Genomic DNA, 26,875 nt, shown 5'->3' on the forward strand with positions numbered 1-26,875 from the left:
GTCGGCCGTCTCAGGCCGAAGAGGGACCTTACACGCTCGCGGGCTCGTAGGATCGACCCATGCCCGACACCCCCGACGAGACCACACCCGTGCCCGCGCCGGCCGGCCGACCCGCCGACGACGGGATGCCGCAGGAGATCCTCGACCTGCGCGCGAGCATCGACAACATCGACGCCGCGCTGGTGCACCTGCTCGCCGAGCGGTTCAAGATGACCCGGCGCGTGGGCGAGCTCAAGGCCGTGGGTGGGCTCCCGCCGGCCGACCCGTCCCGCGACCGGCAGCAGGTCGACCGGCTCAAGGGGCTCGCCGCGGGCGCCGGCCTCGACCCCGAGTTCACCGAGCAGTTCCGCAACTTCATCGTCTCCGAGGTGATCCGGCACCACGAGTGCATCGCCGCGGAGCACGCCGCGGGCCGCCTCAAGGGCGAGCTGCCGGCCCTGGACACCTACGCTTGAAGGGGTGAGATCTGACCCCGGCGTCGGGGTCGTGACCCTCCGGCCGACGCGGTGGCGTCGGCCGCGTTTCCGTCGCAGGCTGGAGGCCACAGCCGACGACGGACCTCAGGGGGATCACGAATGAAGATCGACTGGCTCAAGCCCCTCGTCGGCCGCCCCGGACCGTTCGCGACCGTCTACCTGGACGCGACGCCCTCGGCCGAGGCGGGCGACAGGGACGTCGCGAACCGCTGGCGGGCGGTGCGACGTTCCCTCGAGCGGCAGTCCGCACCCTCGGCGGTGCTCGACGAGCTCGAGGCCGCGGTGCTGCGGCCCACCCGGGTGGCCGGTGCGCACGGCCGGGTGCTCATCGCGGTGGACGGCGGCGTGGCCGTGGACCGCGTGCTCCGTACTCCGCCCGCCGTCGCGACGGGCGTCTGGCTGCCCGTCCCGGCGCTGCTGCAGGCCGCGCTCGCCGCGGACGAGACGGTCGACGCGCTGTGCGTCGCCGTCGACCGGAGCGGAGCCGACTTCTGGCCCTGCGACGCGGTGGGACGGCCCGGCGGCGCCCGCGAGACGTTCGAGGGACCCAGCGACGAGGTCAGCAAGACGTCCAGCACCGGCACGAAGCGCGCCATCATCGAGTCGCGCGCCGAGGACTCCTGGAAGCGCAACGCCGCCGCCGTGGCGGCCGAGATCGACCGCCGCGTGGCCGAGGGGCGCCCGGAGGTCGTGCTGCTCACCGGCGATGTGCGCGCGGTGAACCTCGTGCGCGGCGAGCTCGGCCAGGACGCCGCGCGGCGGACCGTCGAGGTCGCCGGCGGCGGGCGCGGACCGGGCATCCGGGCGGACAGCTTCGAGGCGAGCGTCGAGGACGCCCTCGACTCCTACCGGGAGCGGCGGCGCGAGGTCGTGCTCGCCGAGTACCGGCAGGACCAGGGGCGCGAGGAGGGCGCCGTGTCGTCCGTCGACGACGTGGTCGCCGTCCTCGCCCGCGGGCAGGTGAAGGCGCTGGTGCTGTCCGAACAGCTCGCCCTCGACGCCGCCGCCGTGCTCACCGCGCCGAGCAACGGCACCGGGGAAGCGGACCTCACCGGGTTGCTCGGCGGCCGCACGCTGTGGATCGGGCCGGACCCGATGCACGTCGCGACCTCCCGCGGCGACCTCGAGGACCTCGGCGTCACCGACGGGCTCGAAGAGCTGCCCGCGCCGTCCGCCCTCCTGCGCGCCGCCATCGCGCAGGACGCCGCGCTGACGTTCGCGCCCGAGGGCTCCGTGGACCTGATGGACGGCGTCGGCGCGACGCTGCGGTGGCACGACGACGGCACGCCGAAGGAGGTCGCCGCCACGATGAGCGGCGACGGTGACCGGTTCACCACGCCGAGGTAGGGCGGTGCCGAGGTAGTCCCAGATTTGCCGAGGTAGTTCGAAAAATGCCGAGGTAGTTCGTGCGGGCCGCAGAATTGCGGCCGTCTACGAACTACCTCGGCATTTTTCGAACTACCTCGGCAAATCCAGGACTACCTCGGCAGGCTTCGAACTACCTCGCGCGGGTCAGGCCTGGGGCTTGCGGGCCGGAGGCTCGCCCAGCTCGGACGCGGTGACGACGATGCCGCCCTGGACGTCCGGGTTGCCCTGGCCCTCGGCCGCCTCGACGACGTCGAGGGTGCCCGTGGCGCGGCCGGCGCCGCGGACGTCGTCGAGCGCGGACCGGACGCCGTCGAGCAGCGCGGCCGGGACGGCCATCGACGCCGCGAGGATCGGCGTGCGCATCGAGACCTTGGCCTCCGACTTGATCTTGCGGAGCGCGGCGAGGGCGTGACCGGCGGCCGTGAGCTGCACGGGGTCGCCGTCGCCGGCAGCCGCGCGCAGCGGGGCCGCGACGGGCCAGGCGGCGTGGTGCACCGAGCCGGTGCGCCACCACGACCAGACCTCCTCGGTCGCGAACGGCAGGAACGGCGCCAGGAGGCGCAGCAGCGTGTCGACCGCGAGGGCGAGCGCCGTGCGGGCCGACTCGGTCTCCGCCGTCACCTCCGTGGCCGCGGCGCCCGCGCCGTACGCACGGTCCTTGACCAGCTCGAGGTAGTCGTCGCAGAAGGTCCAGAAGAACGTCTCGGTGACCTCGAGCGCGCGGGTGTGGTCGTAGGCCTCGAACGCGGCCGTGGCCTGCTCGACCACCTCCGCCAGGCCGGCGAGCATCGCGCGGTCCAGCGCGACGGTGACGCGCGCCGGGTCGAGGACGATCTCGCCCGCGCCGGTCTCGGCGTCGACGCCGAAGGTCAGGGCGAACTTCGAGGCGTTGAGCACCTTGATCGCGAGCCGGCGCCCGATCTTCATCTGGCCGACCTCGAACGCGGCGTCCGTGCCCAGGCGGGCCGCGGCGGCCCAGTAGCGCACCGCGTCCGCGCCGTGCTCCTCCAGGAGCGCCATCGGCGTGACGACGTTGCCCTTGGACTTGGACATCTTCTTGCGGTCCGGGTCGAGGATCCAGCCGCTGATCGCCGCGTGCTTCCACGGCAGCACCCCGCACTCGAGGTGCGAGCGCACCACCGAGGAGAACAGCCAGGTGCGGATGATGTCCTGGCCCTGCGGGCGCAGGTCCATCGGGTAGACGCGGGAGAACAGGTCGGCGTCGCGCTCCCAGCCGGACACGATGAGCGGCGACAGGGACGACGTGGCCCAGGTGTCCATCACGTCGGCGTCGCCGACGAAGCCGCCGGGCGCACCGCGCTGCGACTCGTCGTAGCCGGCCGGGGCCTGCGAGGTCGGGTCGACGGGCAGCTCGGCCTCGGTCGGCACGATCGGGTGGTCGTGGTCGACCTCGCCGTCCGCGGTGATCGGGTACCAGAGCGGCACGGCCACGCCGAAGAACCGCTGGCGCGAGATGAGCCAGTCGCCGTTGAGACCGTTCACCCAGTTCTCGTAGCGCACGCGCATGAAGTCGGGGTGGAAGTCGAGCTCCTTGCCGCGCGCGAGCAGCTCGGCCTTGAGGTCGCGCTCGGCCCAGTCGCGCCCGCCGTTGCGGATGTACCACTGGCGGGAGGTGACGATCTCGAGGGGCTTGTCGCCCTTCTCGTAGAAGTTCGTCATGCGCTGGGTGGGCGTGGGGTCGCCGTCCAGGTCGCCGGACGCGACGAGCGCCTCGACGACGGCCTTGCGGGCGCTGAACGTGGTCTTGCCGGCCAGCTCCTCGGCGTACAGCGCCTCGCCCGGTCCGCCCGCGACCCAGGCCGGCGTCTCACGGGACAGGCGGCCGTCGCGCTGGATGACCGAGCGGGTGGCGAGCTGGAGCTCGCGCCACCACTGCACGTCGGTGAGGTCGCCGAAGGTGCAGCACATGGCGATGCCGGCGCCCTTGTCCATGGCGGCGGCCGGGTGCGCGAGCACCGGGACCTCGACGCCGAACAGGGGGGAGGTGACGGTGGTGCCGAACAGGCCCTGGTACCGCTCGTCGTCCGGGTGGGCGATGAGTGCCACCACCGCCGGGATCAGCTCAGGACGGGTGGTCTCGATGTACAGCGGGCTGCCGTCGGGCCGGTGGAAGGCCACGCGGTGGTAGAAGCCGGGGTACTCGCGCGCCTCGAGCTCCGCCTGCGCCACGGCGGTCTGGAACGTCACGTCCCACAGGCCGGGGGCCTCCGCCTGGTACGCCTCGCCGCGCGCGAGGTTGCGCAGGAAGGCGCGCTGGGAGGCGGCCCGGGAGGTGGCGTCGATGGTCTGGTAGTTCTGGGCCCAGTCCACGGACAGGCCGAGGCGGCGCCACAGCTCCTCGAACTGGCGCTCGTCGTCGGCGGTGAGCCGCTCGCACAGCTCGATGAAGTTGCGGCGGCTCACCGGCACCTGGTCGCCGGGCTTGACGTTCTTGCCGTCGGTGCCCTGGTGCGGCGGCTCGAAGCCCTCGACGTACGGCAGCGACGGGTCGCAGCGCACGCCGTAGTAGTTCTGCACGCGGCGCTCGGTGGGCAGGCCGTTGTCGTCCCACCCCATCGGGTAGAAGACCTTCTTGCCGCGCATGCGCTGGAAACGGGCGACCGTGTCGGTGTGGGTGTAGCTGAACACGTGGCCCACGTGCAGCGAGCCGGAGACCGTGGGGGGCGGGGTGTCGATCGAGTACACCTGCTCGCGCGTGGCGGTGCGGTCGAAGGCGTACGTGCCCTCGGCCGACCAGCGCTCGTCGAACCGCTGCTCCAGGCCGTCCAGGCTGACCTTGTCCGGTACCTCCCGGACCACCGCGCGCACGACGTCGCCGGCTACCTGAGCAGCAGAGCTGCCGGCGGTCGGGGTCGCTGCGGGGGTCTGCGCGGGCGCGGTCGGCGCCTCGGGGGTCGGGAAGTCGCTCATGGTCGCCCATTCTCCCAGATCCGAGGTGGCTCTCCGCGCATCGAAATCTCACGGGTCGGACGCTCGTGCCACATCGTGGACAGGTGTCCTGGGCGGGGCGCGAACAGTCGTATCGTGACGCCGGGCGCCCCTCCGGGCGCCGCACTCGAAACGTCCGGCCGCCACGCCGGCCGGACCGCACGAAGTCCCGGGAGGACGAGATGCAGGCGATGTGTTGTCGGTGCTGCCACCGCCGCTTCGCCCTGCCCGTCTGACACCCGAGGAGCTCCCATGACGCTCGACCACGCCGACGAGCTGGTCGTGCCCGAGGGGCAGCCCGTGCCCTCCGCCGGTGGCCGCCGCACGTTCTGGCGCCGGTTCGCCCAGGACCGGTTCGCCGTCGCCGGCGCGGTCGTGATCGCCCTCTACGTGCTGGTCGCGCTGCTCGCCCCGCTCATCATCCGTCTCCTCGGCGTGGACCCGTACACCTACGACCTGGGTGCCCTCGACGGGACGGGGGCGCCGGCCGGCTGGGGTGGCGGCATCAGCGGCGAGCACTGGTTCGGCGTCGAGCCGCTGACGGGCCGCGACCTGTTCGCCGTCGTCCTCACGGGCTCGCGGACCTCGCTGGTGGTGGGCATCGGGGCCACCGTGGTCTCGATGATCATCGGCACGGTCCTCGGCCTGCTGGCCGGCTACCTGGGCGGCTGGGTCGACTGGGTGGTCAGCCGCGGCGTCGACGTGATGCTCGGGCTGCCCGCGCTGATCTTCATGATCGCGATCGGTGCCGTCGTGCCGGACTCCTTCCCGCCGCTCCTGCTGCTGGTGCTCGTCATCGGGTTCTTCAGCTGGTCGTCGGTGGCGCGCGTCGTGCGGGGCCAGGCCCTCGGGCTGCGCACGCGCGGCTTCGTCCGCGCCTCCCAGGCGCTCGGCGCAGGGCACGGTCACGTCCTGTTCCGCCAGGTGCTGCCCAACCTCGCCGCGACCATCGTCGTCTTCGCGACCATTAGCATCCCCGGCGCGATCGGCGCCGAGGCCGCGCTGTCCTTCCTGGGCGTCGGCGTCCCGCCGCCGACGCCGTCGTGGGGCCGCTCCATCGGTGACGCCGTCACCTGGTTCAGCTCCGACCCCATGTACCTCGTCTTTCCCGGCATCGCCCTCTTCGGCATCACGCTCGCGTTCAACGCGTTCGGCGACGGCCTGCGCGACGCCCTCGACCCGCGCTCCGGAGGCCGCAAGTGAGCTCCCTGCGGTTCCTCGGCACACGCCTCGCGAGCATGGTCTTCGTGCTGCTCGCGGTGTCCCTGCTGACCTACGCGATCTTCGTGCTGCTGCCCGCGGATCCCGCCCAGCTCGCCTGCGGGCGGCCGTGCACCCCCGAGCGCCTCGAGACCGCGCGGGCCTTCATGGGGCTCGACCAGAACTTCGTCGTGCAGTGGTGGAACTTCGTCACGGGGATCTTCACCGGCCGCACGTTCGGCTCCGCGGGCGCGCAGATCGACTGCCCGGCGCCGTGCCTCGGCTACTCCTTCGTGCTGCGCCAGCCCGTCACCGACCTCATCGTCGGGCGGCTGCCCGTGACGTTCTCGATCGCGATCGGCGCCGCCGTGCTGTGGCTGCTCGCCGGCGTGGCCGGGGGCGTCGTCGCGGCGGTGCGCCGCGGCACGGCCGCGGACCGCGCCATCATGGTCGCGGCGATCACGGGCGTCTCGGCGCCCAGCTACCTCGTGGGGCTGCTCGGCATCCTGCTGTTCGGCTTCACGCTCGACATGGTGCCGGTGAACGGGTACGTCCCCTTCACCACGAGCCCCGTCGACTGGGCGTGGCACCTGGTGCTGCCGTGGTGCGTGCTCGCGTTCCTGTCCGCGGCCATCTACGCCCGGCTCACCCGCGCGCAGATGCTCGACGCCCTCGGGTCGGAGTACGTGCGCACGGCGCGGGCCAAGGGGATCACCGAGCGGCGCGTCGTGACGCGGCACGCGCTGCGCAACGTCCTGGTGCCGGTCGTCACGCTCTTCGGCCTCGACCTGGGCGTGCTGCTCGGCGGCACCGTCATCACCGAGAAGGTGTTCTCGATGGCGGGGCTCGGCGCGCTGCTGCTCGACGCCGTCGGCAACACCGACGTGCCGCTCCTGGTGGGCGTCACCTTCTTCTCGGCGGCCCTCATCGTGGTCGCCAACCTGCTCGTCGACGTCGTCTACGGCGTCATGGACCCGAGGGTGCGCGCATGAGCGCCCGCCTGCACGCCGGGCGATGTCCCCGCGTGACGCGACACCCCGACCCTGACGAACTTCCCGAGAGGCACTGAGAAGACCATGACCCGCAACCTCGCCCGCCGACGCGCCGTCGGCGCCGTCTCCGCCGTCGCCGCGCTCGCGCTGGTGCTCACCGCGTGCGGCGCGAACGACAAGGACGACAGCACCACCGGCAGCCCGACGGCCGTCCAGAAGGGCGGCACGCTGCACATCCTCACCTCGGCCCCGTCCATCAACTGGGACCCGGCGACGAGCCAGAACCTCGCCATCACGACCCTCGGCCTGGTCGAGCGCCGCCTCACGGCGTGGCAGACCAACCCGGACGGCAGCACCGAGGTCGTCCCCGACCTCGCCACCGACACCGGCAGCGTGTCCGACGACGGCAAGACCTGGACCTACACCCTCAAGGACGGGGTGACGTTCGAGGACGGCACCCCGATCACCTCCGAGGACGTGAAGTACTCGGTGGAGCGCTCCTTCGCCCCGGAGCTCTCGGGCGGCCTGAGCTACCACAAGAGCCTGCTCACCGGCGGCGACGACTACGCCGGCCCGTACGACGGCAAGCAGCTCGACTCGATCGAGACCCCCGACGAGAAGACCATCGTCTTCCACCTGGACAGCGCCTACGGCGACTGGCCGTGGATCGTCTCGATGCCGGCGTTCGGCGCCGTGCCGGAGGACAAGGACGACGTCTCGACCTACACGACGACGCCGGTCGCGACCGGCCCGTACACCGTCGCCGAGACGAAGGAGGGGACCTCGGTCACCCTCGAGCGCAACGACAAGTGGGACGCGTCGACGGACGAGGTCCGCACGGCCGGCCCCGACTCCATCGTCTTCGAGCTCGGACAGGACGAGACGGTCGTGGCGCAGCGCCTCATCGCGGACGCGGGCGACGACCAGAACGCCTTCGGCGCGACGTTCGTGCCCGCGGCGCAGCTCGCCCAGGTGCAGAACGACCCGGCCGCCAAGGAGCGCCTCGTGACCTCCGGGCCGGGCGCCCTGGCCTACCTCGCGATCAACACCGAGGCCGACGGCCTCGACGACGCGAAGGTGCGCGAGGCGATCGAGTACGCCGTCGACAAGCAGGCCTTCCTCGTCGCGTCCGGCGGCGAGATCTCCGGCGAGCTCGCCACCACGCTCATCACGCCCGGCATCCCGGGTCGCGAGGACTTCGACCTGTACCCGGCCGACGCGTCGGGCGACCCGGACAAGGCGAAGTCGCTCCTGAAGGAGGCCGGCTGGGACGGCCGCACGCTGCGGCTCGTCGTGCCGGACGACTCGCCCACGCTGGCGAAGGCCCAGGCCATCGAGCAGGGTCTCAAGCGCGCCGGCCTCACGGTGAAGATCGTGTCGCAGCCCTCGGACGTCTGGACGCAGACCGTGACGCAGGGCGACGGGTCGGACTACGACCTGACCCTCTCCTCGTGGCAGCCGGACTTCCCGAGCGCGAACGGCAACATCCAGCCGCTGTTCGCCACGTCCCAGATCGGGGGCGGCGGGTACAACCTGTCGCGGTACTCGAACAAGGACGTGGACGCGCTCATCGAGCAGGCGACGCAGGAGACCGACGCCGACACGGCCGCCGGCATCTGGGCGCAGGCCGACAAGGCGATCCTCGAGGACGCCCCGGTGGTCCCGCTGATCTACACGAAGAACTCCTTCCTGCACGGCTCCAAGGTGCAGAACTTCGAGATCCCGGACTTCCCGGCCTACCCGAACTACCTGAAGGTCTCGCTGGCCCAGTGAGCATCGACACCGGTGTCCAGCCCGGGAACGGGCAGCCCCTCCTGCAGGTGGAGGGGCTGTCCGTCGTGTTCGAGGACGCGGCCGCGCCCGCCGTCGACGGGTCGGCCTGGGCGCTGCGCCCGGGACGGGTGACCGCGCTGGTGGGGGAGTCCGGCTCCGGCAAGTCGGTGTCCGCGATGGCGGTGCTCGGGCTGCTGCCGCCGAGCGCCACCGTGACGGGCAGCATCCGGTACGGCGGCCAGGAGCTGGTCGGCGCGGGGCCGGAGGAGTACCGGGCCGTGCGCGGCGCGGTCTTCTCCCTGGTCTCGCAGGAGCCGATGAGCGCCTGGAACCCGGTGCTCACCATCGGGGACCAGGTCGCCGAGGCCGTGCGAGCGCACGCTCGCGTGCCGCGCGGCGCGGCACGCGAGCGGGTGCTCGCGCTGCTGCGCGAGGCCGGGCTGCAGGAGCCGGAACGGATCGCGCGCTCCTACCCGCACCAGCTGTCCGGCGGGCAGCTGCAGCGCGCGCTCATCGCGATGGCGCTGTCCCAGGACCCGGTGGCCATCGTCGCCGACGAGCCGACCACCGCCCTCGACGTCACGGTGCAGGCCGACATCCTCGACCTGCTGCGCCGGCTCCGAGACACCCGCGGCACGGCGGTGCTGCTCATCACGCACGACATGGGCGTGGTCGCGGACCTCGCGGACGACGTCGTGGTGATGCGCGGCGGGCGCGTCGTCGAGCACGCCCCCGTGCGCGAGCTCTTCGCCGCGCCCCGCGAGGCGTACACCCGGACCCTGCTCGACGCCGTCCCGCACCTCGGGCAGCAGCTCGCCCGCCAGGACGCCGACGCGACGGTGACCGCCCGGGACCGGCCCGCGGCCGACGGGGCGACGCCCGCGGGCGGCCGCGACGTCGTCGTGCTCGAGGACGTCGACGTCGTGTACCCGGGTGGGCGTCGTCGTGCGCCCGTGCGGGCCGCCGACGGGGTCGGCCTGCGGATCGCGGCCGGCGAGGTGCTCGGCCTGGTGGGGGAGTCGGGCTCCGGAAAGTCCACGCTCGGCCAGGTGGTGTCCGGGCTGCTCGTCCCCGACCGGGGGCGGGTCGTGGTGGACGGGCTCGAGCTGGCCGGCGCCCGGCGCGCCGACCTGCGGGCCGTGCGGCGCCGCACCGGGATCGTCTTCCAGGACCCCGCGTCCACGCTCAACCCGCGCTGGTCGGTGGGGGCGTGCGTCGCCGAGCCGCTGCGGCTGCACGGCGACGGCAGCGACGCGGAGCACCGGGCCAGGGTGCTGGAGCTCCTGGGCATGGTGGGGCTGGACGCCGAGCACGCCGTGCGATACCCGCACGAGCTCTCCGGCGGGCAGCGGCAGCGCGTCGCGATCGCCCGCGCGGTGGCCCTCGACCCGGCGGTGCTCGTGGCCGACGAGCCGACCAGCGCGCTCGACGTGTCGGTCCAGGCGCGCGTGCTGGAGGTGTTCGCCGAGCTGCAGGCACGGCTCGGGTTCGCGTGCCTCTTCGTGTCGCACAACCTGGCCGTCGTGGAGCGCGTGAGCGACCGCGTCGCCGCCATGCAGGCGGGTCGCATCGTCGAGACCGGGCCGACCGCCCGCGTGCTGGGCGACCCGCAGGAGGAGTACACCCGGCGGCTCGTGGGGGCCGCGCCGGTCGCCGACCCGGACCTGCAGGCGCGGCGGCGCCGGGAGCGGGCGGGGGCCTGACCCCCTGGCATCGGCCGGTACCACGTATCTCGTCCGTGGTCGGGGATAGGGTCGGAGGCATGCCCTCCGGTCTCACCATCGGCTATGCCGCGATGCTCGAGCAGTTCCACCCGACCGACGTCGTCGAGTACTCCGCGTACGCGGAGGAGCACGGCTTCTCCGGCGTCATGGCCGCCGACCACTTCCAGCCCTGGGTGCCCCAGCAGGGCGAGGCCGCGTTCGTGTGGAACGTGCTCACCGCCCTCGGCGAGCGCACGCGCGGCGACCTCGGCCCCGGCGTCACCGCCCCGACCTTCCGCTGGCACCCCGCGATGGTCGCGCAGGCCTCCGCCACGCTCGCCGCGATGTACCCGGGCCGGCACTGGCTCGGGCTTGGCTCGGGCGAGGCTCTCAACGAGCACGTCGTCGCCGGCTATTGGCCGGAGGCCCCCGAGCGGATCAACCGCATGTTCGAGGCCATCGACATCATCAAGAAGCTCTTCGCGTCCGGCATCGACGGCAAGGACGTCAAGCACTCCGGGCAGTACTACAAGATGGAGTCCACCCGCCTGTGGACCATGCCCGAGGTGCCGCCCGAGATCCTCGTGGCCACCGCCGGCCCGATCACCGCCAAGCGCGCCGGCAAGCACGCCGACGGCCTCATCACGGTCGGGGCGCCGCTCGAGAAGATCGAGATGCTGTTCGGCAAGTTCGACGACGGTGTGCGCGAGTCGGGCCGCGACCCCCAGGGGATGCCGAAGGTGCTGCAGGTGCACATGTCGTGGGCGGCCACCGACGAGGAGGCCCTCGCGAACGCGACGACCGAGTGGCCCAACGGCGGCATGAAGTTCCCGAAGGCCGACATCCGCTCCCCGCACGACTTCGCGCAGATGGCCAAGCTGGTGCGCCCGGAGGACTTCGCGGGCCGCATGGTCATCAGCTCGGACCCGGACGAGCACCGCGCCGCCATCCAGAAGTACGTGGACCTCGGGTTCGACCGCATCTACCTGCACAACGTCGGCCGGAACCAGAAGGAGTGGATCGAGGTCTTCGGCCGCGAGGTGCTCCCGAAGCTCGTCCGGTGACCGCCGCCGGTCCAGCGCCGCGGCTCGTCGTCTGGGCCCCGGCGGGCGTGCCCGAGGTGCGCCCCGGCGACGACCTCGCCGGGCTCGTGGGCGACGCGCTCGCCGCCGACGGCGCGGCGTCGGGCGACCCGCTCGCCGAGGGCGACGTGGTCGTCGTGACGTCCAAGATCGTCTCCAAGGCCGAGGGGCGCGTGGTGCGCGCCGCCGACCGCGAGCAGGCGGTCACGGACGAGACCGTGCGGGTGGTCGCGACGCGCGAGCGCCCCGACGGCCTGCCGCCGCTGCGGATCGTCGAGAACCGGCTGGGCCTGGTCATGGCCGCGGCGGGCGTCGACGCGTCGAACACGCCCGACGGCACCGTGCTGCTGCTCCCCGAGGACCCGGACGTCTCCGCCCGCGCGCTGCGGGCCGCCCTGCGCGGCCGGTTCGGGATCGACCGGCTCGGCGTCGTCGTCACCGACACGGCGGGGCGGACGTGGCGGGACGGGCTCACGGACATCGCGATCGGCGCGGCCGGGGTGGACGTCGTCGACGACCTGCGCGGCGGCGTCGACGCGCACGGGCGCCCGCTCTCGGTCACGGTCACGGCCGTGGCCGACGAGGTGGCCGCCGCCTCCGAGCTGGTGCGCGGCAAGGCCGACGGCCGGCCCGTGGCCGTGGTGCGCGGGCTCGCGCGTCACGTGCGCGCGGGGGAGGGCGCCGAGGCCGACGGGCCCGGCGCACGCACCCTCGTGCGCCCCAGCGCCGACGACCTCTTCCGCGAGGGCAGCGCCGAGGCGTACGCGCGCGGCCTCGCCGACGGCCGGGCGGAGGGGGCTCGATGAGCGTCCCCGCCGACTGGATCGAGCACCGGCGCCCCGAGGACCGCGAGGCCGTCGGCTGGCTGCGTCCCGACGGCGACGACTGGGTGGCGGTGTCGCTGCTCGGGCGCGACGTCAGCGGGCCCCTCGACTGGAGCGACGCCGAGGAGGCGCTGGAGGAGACGGGGCTGCGGTGGATGGCCGACGTCTGGATGCTCGAGCGCGACGACGACGAGCCGCTGCGGGTGCGGCTCGTCGAGGTCACGCCAGGCAGGGTGGTGGTGCAGACCGACGACTTCGGCGCCATCGACGCCGTCGTCACGCGGTACGAGCTGCCCTGGCCGGCTCCGGGCGCGCTACGGCCGCGGCGGGACGGCGACCCCGACGGCCGCGTCTTCTTCGCCGGCTGACCCCCTGCAGGCCTCGGAGCCAGGGTCAGCCGGCGTCGGTGGTGCCCTCGTAGAGGCCGATCCGGTTGCCGTCCGGGTCCTGCAGCACCGCCCACCAGCTGGTGGGGCTGATCTCCGACTTCGCCATGAGCACCGTGCCGCCCAGCTCGGTCACCTTGGCGAGCGTGTCGTCGATCGAGTCCACCTCCACGTAGCTGCGGGGCTGGTCGAAGCCGTCGTCCCGCGGCGCGAGGCCGCCGCCGCTGATCTGGTTGGGGGCGCGCCACATCGGGTAGTCCTCGAACCCGGGCGGCGCCTGGATCTGCCAGCCGAACAGGCCGCCGTAGAAGCCCTTGGCCCGTTCCTTGTCCGTCACGGGGATGTCGATGTGCGTGATGTCGCCGTGAGCCATCGTCGTGCTCCTTCGCGGATGGGGGGCGGGATCGCCCGGTTCCACGCTAGGCACGTCGTGCCGCACCTGCGAGCCTGTCGCCCATGACGACGACTCCCGCCACTGTCGACCTGTCCACGCCGCACGGTCGGCGTGCCGCCGAGCGGCTGCGCACCGAGGAGGTCGTGTGGCTGACCACCGTGGACCCCGCGGGGACGCCGCAGCCCACGCCGGTGTGGTTCCTCTGGCACCCCGACGGCGACGGCGTCGGCGAGATCCTGCTGCTGTCCCGGCCGGGGACGGCGAAGCTGCGCAACGTGCGGCGGTCCCCGCGCGTCGCCCTGCACTTCGGGACGGACGCGGTGGGCGACGACGTCGTCGTCCTGGTCGGCGACGCCGTCGTCGACGACGGCGGGCTGACCGCGGACCAGGCGGCCGTGTTCGACGCGAAGTATGCGGGCCCGGTCCGCCGGCTCGGCATGACCCCGGACGAGTTCCGCGCCGAGTACGCGGCGCTGCTGCGCATGGTGCCGGACCGGCTGCGCGGCTGGTAGCGGCCCCGACGCGGCGGATGCCGGGGGCAAGGATCGTCGGCGCGCCGCGTGGTAGACGGCGTCGCACCTCGTGATACTCGGTCTCGGCGTTCGACGAGGAACGCCTGCGGACACACGAGGGAGTGGTCTCATGCAGCACGCACGTCACAGCCACGGCACCACCCGGAGCACCCGTACCGCCCGCGCCGCGCTCGCGGCGCTCTCGGCGACGGCCGTCGCGGCGGCCGCGCTGGTCGCCGGCGCGGCCCCCGCGGGCGCCGCGCCCGCCCCCGACCGGTACGTCGCTCTCGGCGACTCGTACTCGGCCGGGTCGGGCATCCTGCCCGCCGACCTGCGCGCCCCGGTCGCGTGCCTGCGCAGCACGCTCAACTACCCCCACCTGATGGCCGACCGGCTCGACGCCGACGTCGTCGACGTGACCTGCGGGGGAGCGCAGACCGCCGACCTCACGTCGCGGCAGTACCCCGGGGTGGCGCCGCAGCTCGACGCCGTCACCGCCGACACCGACCTGGTCACCCTCACCATCGGCGGCAACGACAACAGCACGTTCATCGGCGCCCTGCTGGCCTGCGGGTCGATCGGCTCGCTCACCGCCGGCCACGGGAACCCCTGCGAGCGCACCTACGGCGACCGGTTCACCCGCCAGGTCGAGGAGTCCACCTACCCCGCCGTCCGGCAGGCGCTGGAGGACATCAGGGCCCGCGCCCCGCACGCGCGCGTCGCGATCCTCGGCTACCCGTGGATCGTGCCGGCGGAGAAGGGCTGCTTCGCCAAGCTCCCCGTCGCCGCCGGGGACGTGCCCTACCTGCGCGACCTGCAGGCCACGCTGAACCGCGTCATCGAGCGCGCCGCCGACGAGACGGGCGCGACGTTCGTCGACCTCGCCGAGCGCAGCGAGGGTCGCGACGCGTGCGCCCCGGCGGGGGAGCGCTGGGTGGAGCCGCTGCTGTTCGGCACCAACGTCGTGCCCGTGCACCCCAACGCGCGCGGGGAGAGCGCGATGGCGGACGCCGCCCTGGACGTGCTCGGCTACTGAGCCGCCCGGCGCGCCCGGCCGGTCACTCCGCGGGCGGCACGACCGGCGTCGGTGTGCCGCCCGTGATCCGCACCAGCTCGTCGAACGACGTCGGGAAGACGGTGCGGGCGTGCCCCGCGGCCGCCCACACGACGTCGTGGTCGCGCAGGTCGACGTCGACCAGCGTGCGCACGGGCGCGGGGTGGCCGACGGGCGCGACGCCGCCGATCACCTGGCCGGTGGCGCCGCGCACGGTGTCCTTGTCGGCACGGGCGAGCCGCCCCCCGAGGCGCGCGCCCAGGAAGTCGGTGTCGACGCGGTGCGCTCCGCTGGTCATGACGAGCACGGGCTCGTCCTCGAGCGTGAAGACCAGGGAGTTCGCGATCGCCCCGACGGGCACGCCGAGCGCCTCCGCCGCGCGGGCGGCGGTGGTGGCGTGGTCGTCGAGCCAGCGGACCTCGCCGTCGGCACCGGCGGCGTCGAGCGCGGCGCGCACCTTGTCGACCGCGGGGTGCGAGGGAGCGGGGGTCGACGGTTCGGGGTGCGACGGTTCGGGGTGCGAGGGCGTCGGGGCCTGGTCGCCGCCGGTCGGGGCGGGGGTGGCGTCGCCGGCGGCGGGCGCGGCGGCGAGGACGGGCACGGCGGCGGGGGGCAGCTCGTCGGCCAGCGTGACGTCGTCGCCGGACAGCCAGCGCAGCCACACCGTGCGCGGGTCGCCCTCGAGCACCAGCGCGCGGACCAGCAGGGTCAGCGGGATGGCAAGGATGGCGCCGAGCGGGCCGATGACGAAGGTCCAGAAGACCACGGAGACGAAGCTCAGCGTGAGGCTCAGGCTCACCGCGTCGGAGACGAACTTGGGCTGCACCAGAACCTGCAGCACCACGTTGACGACGCAGTAGACGGCGGCGACCGCGAGGGCGAGGGGCCAGCCGCCCACGACGAACGCCATGATGACCGGCGGGATGAGGCCGAGCACGAAGCCGATGTTGGGGATGAAGTTGGTGACGAACGCGAGGATCGCCCACACGACGGGCGCCGGCACGCCGAGCAGCGCGAGGGCGAACCCGTCCACCACGGCCACGACCGCACCGAACGACGCGTTGACCACGAAGTAGCGCCGCACGCCGGAGCTGAACCGGGTGGCGCGCGCGATCTGCGCGCCGTGGGTGGCGCCGAAGACGCGGGACGCCGTCGCGTACCGGGCGGCGTCGGCCGCCATGAAGATCGCGTACGCGAGGACGAAGAACAGCGCCGTGGCGATCGACAGAGCGATGCTGCTCACGCTGCCCGCCACGGCGAGCACGCGCGACGGCTCCAGGAACGACGACGCCGCGTCCGCGATCTGGGCGTCGAAGCCCAGGGCGGACAGTTGCGCCGCGATGTCGTCGACGGACTGCTGCAGCTGACCGAGGTACTCGCGCACGAGGCCCGCGAACTGGTAGCCGGCGAAGACGAGCATCGCGAGCAGCGCCGCGAGGATCAGGTAGGCGACGACGATGACCGCCGTCGTCGCCAGCCACCGCGGCCAGCCGCGCGCCTCGAGCGGCCGCCGCACGGGGTGGCAGATGATCACGATCACCGCGGCGAGGAACACCGGCGCGAGGACGTCCCTGGCCCAGTACATGCCGGCCAGGACCAGGACGGCCCCGCCGAGCGACAGCAGGGTGCGGGTCGCGGGGTTGAGCCCGCCGTGGTCGGTGGTCGGGCTGCCGGTTACGGGCGCCGGGGTCGATGTCACCCCGCGACCCTAGCGACCACGCCGGGCGCCGTCCTGCTCGACCACCTGTCGGGTCAGATCCATCGCTTCCCGCGGAACACGGCGAACAGCGCCACGCTCACGCCGAGCATCGCGACGAGCGCGGCCGGGTAGCCCCACGACCAGTGCGTCTCGGGCATGACGTCGAAGTTCATCCCGTAGACCGTCCCGACGAGCGTCGGGGCGAAGAGGATGGCCGCCCAGCCGGAGATCTTCTTGACCTCCTCGCCCTGGCGGATGCTCACCTCGGTGAGGTGCGTCATCTCCTCGTTCTGCCGCTGCGCGACGAGCGTCGCGTTCACCGTGAGGATGTCGCGCAGCGCGGCGCGGAAGGACTCGACGCGGTCGGCGACCTCGGTGAGGTGGTCGGCGACGTCGCGCAGGTACGCCTGCATCTCCTCGGTGACGCCGTACTTCTCCGCGCCCTTGGCGAGGGACCCGCACACGCGCTGCAGGGGGCGCACCGCCCGCTGGAACTCGACCACCTCGCGGGACAGCTCGTAGATGCGCCGCGACACGGCCGCGTCACCGCCGAACACCTCGGACTCGATCTCGTCGATGTCGGCGTCCAGGCCGGCGACGACGGGGGCGTAGTCGTCGACGACGCGGTCGACGATCGCGTACAGCACGGACTCCGGGCCGCGGGCCAGCATGCCGGGGTGCGCCTCGAGGTGGGTGCGCACGGCCGCCAGGTCGGGGCACGCCCCGTGCCGCACGGTGACGACGAAGTCGGGCCCCACGAACACGTGCAGCTCGGAGAACTCGACCGACTCGGTCGCGTCCACGTACCGCGCGGCGTGCAGCACGACGAACAGCGTCTCGCCGTAGCGCTCGATCTTGGGCCGCTGGTGCGCCACGATCGCGTCCTCGACGGCGAGCGGGTGCAGGTCGAACTCGCGCGCGAGCTGGGCCAGCTCGTTCTCGTCGGGCCGCTCCAGGCCGATCCACGCCATCCCGCCCGGGCGGGAGCGCAGCTCGCGGAACACCTCCGCGAGGCGGGTGAAGCTGGCCACGCGGCGGCCGTCCGCGTCGTAGAGGGCGGCCTCGACGATGGAGGACCGGCCGGGCAGGTCGCGGCGGTCGAGGCGCTCGCCGTCTGGCCGGTCCGCGTCGCGTCGCGCGCTGCCGAGGCGGCCGCCCGCGCCGCTGGCCGGGGTGGCGCGGCGGGGGCGCAGGGCGCCGAGCAGGGGGCGCGTGCGGACGGTGCGGGTGCTGGAGGTGAGGGACATGGCGGACTCCGAGGGCAGGCAGGGGCGAGGCGGGGCGCATCGTGCTGTGCATCGTTCCCGCGACTGCGGCTCGGCCGAGGCAGCCCGGCGACGTCCCGGGGCGTGCCACGGGAGGAGCGGGGAGCTCGGGAGGGGGCGACGCGGCGGTGCGCGTCGCGGCCGCCCGGACGTGTGCCGGGCGGGGAGCCGTCAGTCGCGGCTCGGACTACTGGGAGGCTCGCTACGGGTCATGTGCGTGCACCTCCCTCGTGTGTGCGGCGGTCGCCGCTGCTGCTCAGGCCGCCGCCCAGCATATCCGCGGCGGCGCCGGGAGGCCACGCCCGCCACCCGCCGGGCGGGGTGATCTCCGCGACGTCGGGGTGCTCAGCGCCGCGGGTCCACGAGGACCATCCCGGCGCGCAGGGTGTCGTGCAGGCCCGGCAGCAGGCGCGCGCCCTCGTCGAGCCCGACGACGCGGTCGACCAGGGCGGCCGGGCGCAGCGTGCCGTCGGCGACGCGCGCCAGCATCTCGGGGTAGTCGGCGGCGGCCATGCCGTGGCTGCCGAGCACGTCGAGCTCCCAGCCGATCACACGCGACATCGGCACGCGGGGGTGGCCGCCGACCGGCGGCAGCAGGCCCACCTGCACGTGCCGCCCCCGCCGCCGCAGGCTCCCGATCGCGTCCGCGCAGGTGCGCTCGCTGCCGACGGCGTCGACGCTCACGTGGCACCCGCCCGTGAGCTCCTGCACCACGGCGGGCACGTCCACGCCCTCGGCGGCGAGCACCGTGCGCGCGGCCCCGGCCCGGCGCGCGGCGTCGAGAGCGCCGTCGTGCCGGTCGACGGCGACGACCTGGGCGCCCAGCGCGGCCGCGACCATCACGGCGCTGAGGCCGACCCCGCCCGCGCCCACGACGACGACGCGTTCGCCGGGCTGCACGCGGGCCCGCCCGACGACGGCGCGGTACGCGGTCGCGAAGCGGCAGCCCAGGCTCGCGGCGGTGGCGTCGTCGACGTCGTCGGGCAGGGCGACGAGGTTGGTGTCCGCGGCGTGCAGCACGACGAGCTCCGCGAACGACCCGGCGTGCGTGAAGCCCGGCTGGGTCTGGTCGGGGCAGACCTGCGCCTGCCCGGACCGGCACCAGTCGCAGCGTCCGCAGCCGCAGACGAAGGGGGACGTCACGCGGTCGCCCACGCGCCACCGGCTCACGCCCCCGCCGACGGCGGCGACGACGCCCGCGAGCTCGTGGCCCGGCACGTGGGGGAGCGCGGTGATGTCCGTGTCGTGGCCGGCCCAGGCGTGCCAGTCGCTGAGGCACAGGCCGCTGGCGTGCACCCGCACCACCACGCCGCCGGGCGGCGCCTCGGGCTCGGGCACGTCGCGGACCGTCACCGGGCCGCCGAACCGGTCGAACGTCATCGCGCGCACGGGCCGATCCAACCACGGACTCGACCCCGGACCTGTCAGGACCAGGGCGACGAATTCCAGGTCCTGGTCCTGACAGCTCGCGCCGGGTGACGGGTCACGATTGGGCCACGGGAGGGGCGCGCGGCTAGGTTGCGCGCGTGATCCAGACCCGGTCGTGGGCGACGTCGCTCGCGTGCTCCCTGTTCCTCCTCGTCCTCGCGGCGCTCGCCGTGTGGTCGGTGCTGCCCCCGTCGCCGCGCCCCGCCGACGCGGCCGCCGACGAGTTCAGCGCGGAGCGCGCGTTCGCCACCGTCGAGGCGATCGGCACGCAGGTGCACCCGCACGGCACGGCCGCCGCGGCCGACGTCCGCGACCGGATCGTCGCCGACCTGCGGGACCTCGGGCTCGACCCCGACGTCACTGAGGGCGTGGGCATGTCGGGACGCCTGGGAGACCAGAGCCGCGTCGCCGCCACCACCAACGTGGTCGCCACGATCGAGGGCACCGACTCCACGGGCCCCGTCTTCTTCGTCGCGCACTACGACTCCGCCGAGGTGTCGCACGGGGCCAACGACGACGGGGCCGGCGTGGCGACCCTGCTGGAGACCGCACGCGCGCTCGGCGCCGGCGAGCCCCTGCGCAACGACGTCGTCCTCGTGTTCACGGACGCCGAGGAGGCCTGCCTGTGCGGGGCGGAGGCCTTCGCGCACGCCGACCCGCGGGCCGCCGACGGCGGGGTCGCCGTCAACGTCGAGGCCCGCGGCTCGTCGGGCCCGGCCATCATGTTCGAGACCTCCGACGGCAACGCCGCGCTCGTCGACGCGTACTCCCACGTGCCGTACCCGGTGGGCAGCTCCATGGCGGTCGAGGTCTACCGGATCCTGCCGAACGACACCGACTTCTCGCCGTTCCTCGACGACCCGCAGAGCCGGTTCACGGGCCTGAACTCCGCGTACATCGATGGCTCCGCGACCTACCACGCGCCCCAGGACACCCCCGACCGGATGTCGCTGGCGAGCCTGCAGCACCACGGGTCGAACGCCCTGGCCCTGGCGCGCGAGCTCGGGAACGGCGACGCCGCGGCGCTCGCGCGGCCCGCGTCGGACGACGCCACCTACTTCCCGCTGCCGGGCGGTGTGCTCGCGCGCTACCCCGGCTGGCTCGTGTGGCCGCTGGCCGTCGCGGCCGTGCTCGCCGTCGGGGCCCTCGCCGTCGTGCTCGCCCGCCGCGGCGAGGTCCGTGGCGAGCGGACCGGCGCCGGCCGCCTCGCGCTCGGCTTCGCGTCCGCGCTGATCCCGCTCGTCGGGGCCGTCGTGGGATCCATGGCGCTGTGGTGGGTCATGACCCTCGTGCGGCCCGGCTACGCCGAGATGCTCGACCCGTGGCGGCCGTGGGGCTTCCGCGTCGCGCTGCTCGGCATCGTCGCGACCGTCCTCGTCGCCTGGTTCGTCGGGCTGCGCCGCTCGCTCGGCGGGCCCGCGCTCGCCGTCGGCGCGCTCGGCTGGCTCGCCGTGCTCGGCGTCGTGCTCGCCGCCGTCACCCCCGGCGGCTCCTACCTCGCCGCACTGCCGGCGCTCGCGGGCGCCGTGGCCGGCCTGGTCGCCGTCACGGTGGCACGCGGGACGGTCGGCCGCCGGGTGGTCGTGACCCTCGGCGCGGCCGTCGGGGTGGTCGTCATCGTGCCGATCGGTCTGCTGTTCTTCCCGGCGCTCGGCCTGGCGACCGGGGCTGCCCCGGCCGTGGTCGCGGCGCTCCTCGGCCTCGCCCTCGCGCCGGTGCTCGCCGTGCTGCTCCCGCGCGGCCGGCGCCTCGGCCTCGGCCTGGTCGGGTCGTGCGCCGTCGTGGCCGTCGGGGCTCTCGTCGTCGGGTTCGTCGTGGACCCGTTCGACGCCGAGCACCCCGAGCCCACCCGCCTCGCGTACGCGCTGGACGCCGACACGGGCACCGCGCACTGGGTCTCCGACGAAGAGACGCCGAGCGACTGGACCGCGCAGTACGTGGACACCGAGACCGACCTGTCCGAGCCGTTCCCGATGTTCGCCGACGAGGTCTACGCGGGCGACGCCGAGGCGGCCGACCTGCCCGCCCCCGTCGTCGACGTGGTGGACAGCGAGCCCGACGGCGACGCGCGCCGCCTCACCCTGCGGGTGACTCCGGGCGAGGGCGCGCCGATCGGCACCAGCGACGCGCTGCGGTACGTGCAGCTCAACGCCGGGGGCGTCGAGGCGGCGACCGTGGCGGGCCGCGAGGTCCCGGTCGACGCCGGTGCTCTCGACACCCGCTTCTACGCCCCGGGCGCCGACGGGTTCGAGGTCGTCCTCACCGTCCCCGCGGGCCAGCCGCTCGACCTGCGGGTCGTCGCCGCCGGCGGCGGGCTCGAGGACCTGCCCGGGTTCGTCGAGCGCCCCGCCGACGTCGGCGTCGCCGGGTCGCACACGTCCGAGCTGGTGCTGGTCGGGACGTCCGTCACCCTCTGACCGGGATGACGGCGGCGGTCACCCGGCCGGCTCCGGCCGGGCGACCGCGTCGGCCAGCTGCGCCGGCGCCTGGATGCAGTAGGAGTCGGTGAGCAGCTCGGCCATCTCCTCCCAGTCGGTGCGCGCGTCGAGCACGACGCCGACGACGTTGCCGCCCCAGCCGGCGCGGAAGTACGGGCCGCCGAGGTGCTCGAACGCCTGCACCTCCTGAGGGTCGGCGCGGAACGTCACGCGGAACAGCTGGTCCTCGCCGCCGAAGACGTGCGCCACGGTCGCGCGGCGGACCCGCCATCGCACGCCCGTCCAGGCGTCCTCCTCGGCGCACTCCGGGAATCGCAGCAGGCCGCGGAGGCGGTCGACGAGCTCGGGCGGTACGTCAGGGCGGTCGGGCACAGCACGAATCTGCCACGGCCCGCCGACACCGGGCGGGCCGCTCAGCCCAGGCGGGCCGTGATGACGAGGTCCTCGCCGACGTCGATGCGCACGTCGGTGAGGCGGACGCCGGGCGGCAGCGCCGCGGCGAGGTCGTGGCTCTGGTTGCCCGCGGCCTCGACGCGTCCGCGCACGGTGGCGAGCAACGCGGCGACCAGCGGGTTGCCGCTGGAGATCCGCACGTCGCCGACGGTGAGCACCATCTGCGCGTCGACGGACGCCGACGCCGTCGCGGACACGGCGGCCGACAGGAAGCCCTTGCGGATCTTCGCGTCGATCCGCAGGCCGGCCGCGCGCGGGCCGCGCGAGTCGATCTGCACGTCCAGGTCGCTCAGCGTGACGCCCTGCGACTGCAGCGACACGGCCAGCAGCCCGTGCACGGTGGCGACGAGGCCCGCGCGCGAGACGGCGACGCTGGCCTGCCCGGTGACCGGGTGCGCGTCGTCGGGCTCGACCGGCTCGACGCCGACCTGGCCGTCGGACCCCTCGACCCAGGCGAACCGCAGGCCGGACGCCTCGACGAGCACGTCGACGGGGAGGTCGACGGCCGTGAGTGGGTGGGCGTCGACCCGCAGCCGGCGCACCGCGCCCTCCTCGCGCGACACGACCGTCGCGGGCGACCACTCGACGCCCGGCGCCTTCTGGTGCGCGCCGAACGCGACGCCCGTCAGATCCAGCTCGAGCGAGGCGACGTCCGCGCCGTCCAGCACCGCCCGCACCCCGGACCGGTCCAGGCCTGCCACGCCGGGGCCCGCCGCGCGGACGGCGAGGGCACGCAGCCGGGCGGCGAGGTCGTCGCCCGACGTCGGGCGCGGGGCAGGGCCGAGCGGCAGCAGCTGCGGTGAGGTCATGCGCGCGAGCCTAGTCGGCGCTCGCGAGGTGACTCGTCGCGGCGAGCTCGACCAGCGTCCGGTTGCGCCAGCCGTCGTCGTGGGCGAGGTGCGTGATGGCGCCCGGCGAGGTGGCGAAGGTGGCGAACCCGGCCGCCTCGACGGGGACGCGCAGCCACGTCGTGACGACGAACGTGTGCGCGAAGCCGTGCGTCACCACCACGTGGTCGTGGGCCTCATCCGCCATGAGGCCGGCGACGCACGCGCCGACCCGCTCGGCCACCTCGCGCCGCGTCTCCGCCCCGGGCACCGGGCCGCGGTGGTCGAGCCGGTCATCGTCCGGGGCGTGGACGCGCCGCGCGTCGAGCCAGGCGTTCGGCCGGCCCTCGGCGTCGCCGAAGCTGATCTCGCGCAGCCGCCGGTCCCGCTCCGCCGCGACCCCGAGCGCCGCGCCCACGACGTCCGCGGCCTCCGCCGCCCGGGCGAGGTCGGAGGTCGTGACGCGCACCGGTCGCCCCGGCTCCGGGCGGGCGTCCAGCCGCCGGCTCAGCTCCGCGGCCACCCGGTGCGCGTCGGCGCGGCCCCGGTCGGTGAGGCGCGAGTCGTACCAGCCGCCGACGAGGCCGGCGGCCGTGTGCTCCGCGTGCGGGTGGGCGACGACGAACAGGCTGCGTCTCATGCCGCCATCCTGCCCGTCCCGCAATCCTGTCCGCCGCCGCGCCGGGATCTCGTCAGCGCGCGACGCCCAGCAGGTCGGCGTCGATGGACGCGGCCGCGAGCTGGCCCGCCGCCATCGCCGCGGTCACGGAACTCACGGGCATCGGGAAGTCGGCGGTGTGCGCCAGGTCGCCGGCGGCGAGGACGCCGGGCAGGCTCGTACGTGCCATGGCGTCGACCGCCACGCAGCCGGAGTCGCGCAGCTCGAGGCCGAGCCGGTCCGCGAACGGCGCCGACTGGCGGAGGGTGGGCGCGACCATGACGCCGCCGAGCTCCTCCGCCGCGCCGCCGTCCAGCACCGCCCGGGCGCCCGGGTGGCCGCCGGGCAGCGTCAGGGGCTCGAGCCGCAGCACGCGCTCGGGCCGGACCGCGACGCCGCGGGCGTCCAGCGCCGCGCGGACCTGCGGGTCGACGCCTGCGCCGTCGGCGAGCACGACGACGCGGCTCGCGATGCGCTCGATCAGGCCGGCGACGCGCGGGGAGTGCGGGCCCGCCCCCAGGATCGCCACCGGCGTGCCGGAGAACTCGTGCCCGTGGCAGTAGGGGCAGTGCGCGGCGACGGTACCGAACAGGGCGTCCAGGCCCGGCGTCGCGGGGAGCTCGTCGCGCACGCCCGTGGCGAGCAGCAGGCGGCGGGCGGCCACGTCGCCGGCGTCCGTGCGCACGACGAAGCCGTCGGCGGGGGACGTCGGGTCGAGCGGGGCGATCTCGCGCGCCGTGGTGCGCCGCAGCTCGACGGTCTCGTAGGCGGCCAGGGTGCGGTGCGCGGCGGCGCGGAACTCCGCCGGCGCCGCGCCGTCGAAGCCGAGCACGTTGTGCATCGCGTCGGTCGGGTCGTTGCGGTAGGTGCCCGAGTCGAGCACGACGACGTCGCGGTGCGTGCGGCCGAGCATCAGCGCGGCGGCGAGGCCGGCGGGGCCGGCGCCGACGATCACCGCGTCGTGGAGGGTGGGGCGGGGGTCGCTCATGGCGTCTCCTTCGAGGGTCGGGTTGCGTGCTGCCCCCAGGCTGTGACTTCATGTCAACATGAAGTCAAGCGGTGGGGTGGAACCGGCGACCTGGAGCGTGGGCGAGCTGGCGGAGCGGTTCGGCCTGGAGACCCACGTGCTGCGGTACTGGGAGGAGGTCGGCCTGCTCGACCCGGCCCGCGACGGCGCCGGGCGGAGGCGCTACGGACCCGACGACGTGGTGCGCGTCGCGACGATCCTCAGCTCCAAGGTGGCGGGCATGAGCCTGGAGCAGATCCAGGTGCTGCTGGACGCCGGGGCGTCCGGGCAGGGCGCGCGCGAGCGGCACGAGGTGCTCACGGCCCACCTCGCCGAGCTCGACCGCCGACAGGAGGAGATCGACCGCTCCCGGCACATGACGGAGCACGCCCTGTCGTGCCGGGCGCACGACATCGCCACCTGCCCCCGCTTCCGGGAGCACGTGCAGGACCTCGTGGACGGCACCCGCACCTGGCGCGACGTGCACCCGGTGGCTCTCGTCCCGGCCGGGGCACGCTCGTGAGCGCGGGGGCGGCGGGCCCGGGGGTGAACGGCGAGCGCCCCGGGCCGCGCGAGCTCGGCATCGTCGTGGGCGACCTGCCCACCGGGCCGGCGAACGCCATCACCGACGTCGCCGGGGTGCGCGTCGGGCACGCGACCCTGCACGAGGGCCAGCGCCTGCACACCGGCGTGACGGCCGTCGTGCCCGACGCGCTGGGTGTCGGGCCGGGCCAGCGCCGCGCCCTGCCGTGCGGGCTGTTCGTGGGGAACGGGTTCGGCAAGCTGGTCGGCGCCACGCAGCTGGAGCAGCTCGGCGCGATCGAGACGCCGGTCGTCCTCACCGCGACGCTGTCGGCGTTCCGCGCCGCGGACGCCCTCGTCACGCACGTGCTGGCGTGGCCCGGCTACGAGGAGGTGCGGTCGCTGAACCCTGTGGTGGGGGAGACGAACGACGGGTACCTCTCCGACATCCGCGCCCGCCCGATCACGGAGGCGCACGTGCTGGCCGCGCTCGACGGCGCGACGGCCGGCCCGGTGGCGCAGGGCTGCGTCGGCGCGGGGGCGGGCACGTCCGCCCTCGGCTACAAGGGCGGGATCGGGACGGCGTCGCGCCGCGTCGAGGTGGCGGGCGAGACCCGCACCGTGGGGGCGCTGGTGCAGTCGAACTTCTCCGGCACGCTCACCGTGCAGGGGGTGCCGATGCCTGCGGCGGATCTGTTCGGCACCCCGTCGATCCCTTCGGCAGGGCGACGTGCCGAGGAGATCGACGGGCTGCCGAACAGACCGGAGGGGCCGGGGGTGCGGGACGGGAACTCCTGCATGATCGTCGTCGCGACGGACGCGCCCCTGGACGCACGGCGCCTGGAGCGGGTGGCCCGCCGCGCGGTGTTCGCGATGGGCCGCGTGGGCTCCGACTTCGCCCACGGCAGCGGCGACTACGGTCTGGCGTTCACCACGGCCGACCCGGCCGACCCGCTCCTGCCGGACGACGTCCTGAACCCGCTGTTCGCCGCCACGATGGACGCCGTCGAGGAGGCGCTGCTCGCCTCCGTGCTCACGGCCGTCACGACCGTCGGGCACCGCGGCACGGAGCGCGGCGTCCCGCACGACGCGCTGCTGGCTCGCCTCCGCGCGGCGGGGGTCGGCAGCTGACCGTCGGCGTCAGCCCTGCTTGGCCGCCTTGGCCGCCGCCTTCTGCGCCTTCTTGAACGTGCGCACCTCGGCGAGCGACTCCGCGCTGGTCACGTCGGCGATCGAGCGGCGCGACCCCTCGTCGCCGTAGTGGCCCGCCGCCTCCTGCCAGCCCGCGGGCCGGATGCCGCGCTGCTTGCCCAGCAGGGCGAGGAAGATCTTGGCCTTCTGCTCCCCGAAGCCGGGCAGCGCCCGCAGCCGCGCCAGCACCTCGGCGCCCGTGGCAGGGCCGTCGGCCCCGGGCGTCGTCCAGAGCTTCGCGACGTCGCCGTCGTAGTCGTCCACGATCGCGCGGGCCAGCGCCTGCACGCGCCCGGCCATCGAGCGCCCGTACCGGTGGATCGCTGGGGGAGTGGTGGCGAGGGTGACGAACTCGTCCGGATCGGCGTCCGCCACCGCGTGCGGGTCGATGCTGCCGAGGCGGTCACGGATCTTGCGCGGCCCCGCGAACGCGTGCTCCATCGGGTACTGCTGGTCGAGCAGCATGCCCACGAGCAGCGCGAACATGTCGTCGCTCAGCAGCGCGTCGGTCTCGGGGTCGCCGGTGATCCAGAGTGGTGCGGTCATGGGTCCATGATGCCTCGCACGCCCTGAGGTCGGTCGTCTGTCACGAGGTCGGTCGACATCCCGACCTCGTGACAAAAGAACGAACCCCAGGTACGGATCCCTCGTTTCAACGCCCGGCAAGGAAGGAAG

Annotated in this window: 24 protein-coding genes and 1 pseudogene; 14 read left to right on the forward strand and 11 right to left on the reverse strand. The window is 74.5% G+C overall.

The window, feature by feature from the left end; all coding sequences use genetic code 11:
• Positions 1-59 precede the first annotated feature (59 nt).
• The gene (locus tag ACWF41_RS08930) at positions 60-455 is read left to right on the forward strand and encodes a chorismate mutase (RefSeq protein ID WP_380326073.1); all 396 of its coding nucleotides are present in this window, start codon (positions 60-62) and stop codon (positions 453-455) included.
• Between the two features lie 120 nt (positions 456-575).
• Entirely contained in the window at positions 576-1,823 is a 1,248-nt protein-coding gene (locus tag ACWF41_RS08935) for a baeRF2 domain-containing protein (protein ID WP_380326070.1), read from the forward strand.
• Between the two features lie 165 nt (positions 1,824-1,988).
• Here the strand turns inward: ACWF41_RS08935 and valS are convergent, their stop codons facing one another.
• On the reverse strand, positions 1,989-4,775 hold the full coding sequence (gene valS, locus ACWF41_RS08940) for a valine--tRNA ligase (RefSeq protein WP_380320143.1): 2,787 nt from the start codon (positions 4,773-4,775) through the stop codon (positions 1,989-1,991).
• Positions 4,776-5,045: 270 nt separating this feature from the next.
• Between valS and ACWF41_RS08945 the strand changes: the two genes are divergently transcribed.
• From ACWF41_RS08945 to ACWF41_RS08975, 7 genes are all read left to right on the forward strand, one after another.
• Positions 5,046-5,996 (forward strand): ABC transporter permease, encoded by a 951-nt coding sequence (locus ACWF41_RS08945; protein WP_380320146.1) that lies wholly within the window; start codon positions 5,046-5,048, stop codon positions 5,994-5,996.
• Positions 5,993-6,985, forward strand: a complete 993-nt coding sequence (locus ACWF41_RS08950) for an ABC transporter permease (RefSeq protein ID WP_380320149.1) — start codon at positions 5,993-5,995, stop codon at positions 6,983-6,985. Before ACWF41_RS08945 ends, ACWF41_RS08950 begins: the two co-directional genes overlap by 4 nt.
• A gap of 84 nt (positions 6,986-7,069) precedes the next feature.
• Complete coding sequence (locus ACWF41_RS08955) at positions 7,070-8,758, forward strand: ABC transporter substrate-binding protein (protein WP_380320152.1); 1,689 nt, start codon at positions 7,070-7,072, stop codon at positions 8,756-8,758.
• Entirely contained in the window at positions 8,755-10,461 is a 1,707-nt protein-coding gene (locus ACWF41_RS08960) for a dipeptide ABC transporter ATP-binding protein (protein ID WP_380320155.1), read from the forward strand. The genes ACWF41_RS08955 and ACWF41_RS08960 overlap by 4 nt, the downstream gene beginning before the upstream one ends.
• A 59-nt stretch (positions 10,462-10,520) precedes the next feature.
• A complete protein-coding gene (locus ACWF41_RS08965) occupies positions 10,521-11,525 on the forward strand; it encodes a TIGR03557 family F420-dependent LLM class oxidoreductase (protein WP_380320158.1) in 1,005 nt (334 codons plus the stop codon).
• Positions 11,522-12,349, forward strand: coding sequence for a coenzyme F420-0:L-glutamate ligase (gene cofE, locus ACWF41_RS08970; RefSeq protein WP_380320161.1), 828 nt, complete (start codon positions 11,522-11,524; stop codon positions 12,347-12,349). Before ACWF41_RS08965 ends, cofE begins: the two co-directional genes overlap by 4 nt.
• A complete protein-coding gene (locus tag ACWF41_RS08975; RefSeq protein WP_380320164.1) occupies positions 12,346-12,735 on the forward strand; it encodes a hypothetical protein in 390 nt (129 codons plus the stop codon). The genes cofE and ACWF41_RS08975 overlap by 4 nt, the downstream gene beginning before the upstream one ends.
• Before the next feature lie 25 nt (positions 12,736-12,760).
• Here ACWF41_RS08975 and ACWF41_RS08980 read toward each other — a convergent pair whose 3' ends face one another.
• Positions 12,761-13,126 (reverse strand): VOC family protein, encoded by a 366-nt coding sequence (locus tag ACWF41_RS08980; RefSeq protein ID WP_380320167.1) that lies wholly within the window; start codon positions 13,124-13,126, stop codon positions 12,761-12,763.
• Positions 13,127-13,209: 83 nt separating this feature from the next.
• Between ACWF41_RS08980 and ACWF41_RS08985 the strand changes: the two genes are divergently transcribed.
• Together ACWF41_RS08985 and ACWF41_RS08990 are read left to right on the forward strand one after the other, a co-directional pair.
• Positions 13,210-13,659, forward strand: coding sequence for a TIGR03667 family PPOX class F420-dependent oxidoreductase (locus tag ACWF41_RS08985; protein WP_380320170.1), 450 nt, complete (start codon positions 13,210-13,212; stop codon positions 13,657-13,659).
• A 130-nt stretch (positions 13,660-13,789) separates the two neighbouring features.
• Positions 13,790-14,695, forward strand: a complete 906-nt coding sequence (locus tag ACWF41_RS08990) for an SGNH/GDSL hydrolase family protein (RefSeq protein ID WP_380320173.1) — start codon at positions 13,790-13,792, stop codon at positions 14,693-14,695.
• A 22-nt stretch (positions 14,696-14,717) separates the two neighbouring features.
• On the opposite strand, the gene ACWF41_RS08995 is transcribed toward ACWF41_RS08990, so the two are convergent.
• The 4 genes and pseudogenes from ACWF41_RS08995 to ACWF41_RS09010 form a co-directional block, all read right to left on the reverse strand.
• On the reverse strand, positions 14,718-15,170 hold the full coding sequence (locus ACWF41_RS08995; RefSeq protein ID WP_380320206.1) for a YbaK/EbsC family protein: 453 nt from the start codon (positions 15,168-15,170) through the stop codon (positions 14,718-14,720).
• A gap of 288 nt (positions 15,171-15,458) precedes the next feature.
• Positions 15,459-16,298: pseudogene (locus ACWF41_RS09000) on the reverse strand (AI-2E family transporter); the annotation flags it as partial.
• 167 nt (positions 16,299-16,465) lie between these two features.
• Positions 16,466-17,659, reverse strand: a complete 1,194-nt coding sequence (locus ACWF41_RS09005) for a magnesium and cobalt transport protein CorA (protein WP_380320176.1) — start codon at positions 17,657-17,659, stop codon at positions 16,466-16,468.
• 363 nt (positions 17,660-18,022) lie between these two features.
• A complete protein-coding gene (locus ACWF41_RS09010; protein WP_380320179.1) occupies positions 18,023-19,066 on the reverse strand; it encodes an alcohol dehydrogenase catalytic domain-containing protein in 1,044 nt (347 codons plus the stop codon).
• Positions 19,067-19,203: 137 nt separating this feature from the next.
• Between ACWF41_RS09010 and ACWF41_RS09015 the strand changes: the two genes are divergently transcribed.
• Positions 19,204-21,522, forward strand: a complete 2,319-nt coding sequence (locus tag ACWF41_RS09015; protein ID WP_380320182.1) for a M28 family peptidase — start codon at positions 19,204-19,206, stop codon at positions 21,520-21,522.
• 18 nt (positions 21,523-21,540) lie between these two features.
• Here the strand turns inward: ACWF41_RS09015 and ACWF41_RS09020 are convergent, their stop codons facing one another.
• Genes ACWF41_RS09020 through ACWF41_RS09035 form a run of 4 tightly spaced genes read right to left on the reverse strand, consistent with a single transcriptional unit; the run spans position 21,541 to position 24,469 of the window.
• Positions 21,541-21,915 (reverse strand): MmcQ/YjbR family DNA-binding protein, encoded by a 375-nt coding sequence (locus tag ACWF41_RS09020; RefSeq protein WP_380320185.1) that lies wholly within the window; start codon positions 21,913-21,915, stop codon positions 21,541-21,543.
• A gap of 41 nt (positions 21,916-21,956) precedes the next feature.
• A complete protein-coding gene (locus tag ACWF41_RS09025) occupies positions 21,957-22,805 on the reverse strand; it encodes a hypothetical protein (protein ID WP_380320188.1) in 849 nt (282 codons plus the stop codon).
• 10 nt (positions 22,806-22,815) lie between these two features.
• Entirely contained in the window at positions 22,816-23,463 is a 648-nt protein-coding gene (locus tag ACWF41_RS09030) for a histidine phosphatase family protein (protein ID WP_380320191.1), read from the reverse strand.
• Positions 23,464-23,515: 52 nt separating this feature from the next.
• Positions 23,516-24,469, reverse strand: a complete 954-nt coding sequence (locus tag ACWF41_RS09035; protein ID WP_380320194.1) for an FAD-dependent oxidoreductase — start codon at positions 24,467-24,469, stop codon at positions 23,516-23,518.
• Between the two features lie 76 nt (positions 24,470-24,545).
• On the opposite strand from ACWF41_RS09035, the gene ACWF41_RS09040 reads away from it, so the two are divergent.
• Entirely contained in the window at positions 24,546-25,010 is a 465-nt protein-coding gene (locus tag ACWF41_RS09040) for a MerR family transcriptional regulator (RefSeq protein WP_380347034.1), read from the forward strand.
• Positions 25,007-26,140 carry a P1 family peptidase gene (locus ACWF41_RS09045; RefSeq protein WP_380320200.1) on the forward strand — a complete coding sequence of 378 codons (1,134 nt, stop codon included), beginning with the start codon at positions 25,007-25,009 and terminating at the stop codon, positions 26,138-26,140. The genes ACWF41_RS09040 and ACWF41_RS09045 overlap by 4 nt, the downstream gene beginning before the upstream one ends.
• A gap of 9 nt (positions 26,141-26,149) precedes the next feature.
• On the opposite strand, the gene ACWF41_RS09050 is transcribed toward ACWF41_RS09045, so the two are convergent.
• Positions 26,150-26,746 carry an HhH-GPD-type base excision DNA repair protein gene (locus ACWF41_RS09050; RefSeq protein ID WP_380320203.1) on the reverse strand — a complete coding sequence of 199 codons (597 nt, stop codon included), beginning with the start codon at positions 26,744-26,746 and terminating at the stop codon, positions 26,150-26,152.
• Positions 26,747-26,875 lie beyond the last annotated feature (129 nt).

This window comes from Isoptericola sp. NPDC055063, from assembly GCF_053608125.1.

Bases quoted from the DNA above. Each gene is read 5' to 3' on its own strand.
- ACWF41_RS08930 (WP_380326073.1), top strand. From the start codon at position 60: ATGCCCGACACCCCCGACGAGACCACACCCGTGCCCGCGCCGGCCGGC.
- ACWF41_RS08935 (WP_380326070.1), top strand. From the start codon at position 576: ATGAAGATCGACTGGCTCAAGCCCCTCGTCGGCCGCCCCGGACCGTTC.
- valS (WP_380320143.1), bottom strand. From the start codon at position 4,775: ATGAGCGACTTCCCGACCCCCGAGGCGCCGACCGCGCCCGCGCAGACC.
- ACWF41_RS08945 (WP_380320146.1), top strand. From the start codon at position 5,046: ATGACGCTCGACCACGCCGACGAGCTGGTCGTGCCCGAGGGGCAGCCC.
- ACWF41_RS08955 (WP_380320152.1), top strand. From the start codon at position 7,070: ATGACCCGCAACCTCGCCCGCCGACGCGCCGTCGGCGCCGTCTCCGCC.
- ACWF41_RS08965 (WP_380320158.1), top strand. From the start codon at position 10,521: ATGCCCTCCGGTCTCACCATCGGCTATGCCGCGATGCTCGAGCAGTTC.
- ACWF41_RS08975 (WP_380320164.1), top strand. From the start codon at position 12,346: ATGAGCGTCCCCGCCGACTGGATCGAGCACCGGCGCCCCGAGGACCGC.
- ACWF41_RS08980 (WP_380320167.1), bottom strand. From the start codon at position 13,126: ATGGCTCACGGCGACATCACGCACATCGACATCCCCGTGACGGACAAG.
- ACWF41_RS08985 (WP_380320170.1), top strand. From the start codon at position 13,210: ATGACGACGACTCCCGCCACTGTCGACCTGTCCACGCCGCACGGTCGG.
- ACWF41_RS08990 (WP_380320173.1), top strand. From the start codon at position 13,790: ATGCAGCACGCACGTCACAGCCACGGCACCACCCGGAGCACCCGTACC.
- ACWF41_RS09005 (WP_380320176.1), bottom strand. From the start codon at position 17,659: ATGTCCCTCACCTCCAGCACCCGCACCGTCCGCACGCGCCCCCTGCTC.
- ACWF41_RS09025 (WP_380320188.1), bottom strand. From the start codon at position 22,805: ATGACCTCACCGCAGCTGCTGCCGCTCGGCCCTGCCCCGCGCCCGACG.
- ACWF41_RS09030 (WP_380320191.1), bottom strand. From the start codon at position 23,463: ATGAGACGCAGCCTGTTCGTCGTCGCCCACCCGCACGCGGAGCACACG.
- ACWF41_RS09035 (WP_380320194.1), bottom strand. From the start codon at position 24,469: ATGAGCGACCCCCGCCCCACCCTCCACGACGCGGTGATCGTCGGCGCC.
- ACWF41_RS09050 (WP_380320203.1), bottom strand. From the start codon at position 26,746: ATGACCGCACCACTCTGGATCACCGGCGACCCCGAGACCGACGCGCTG.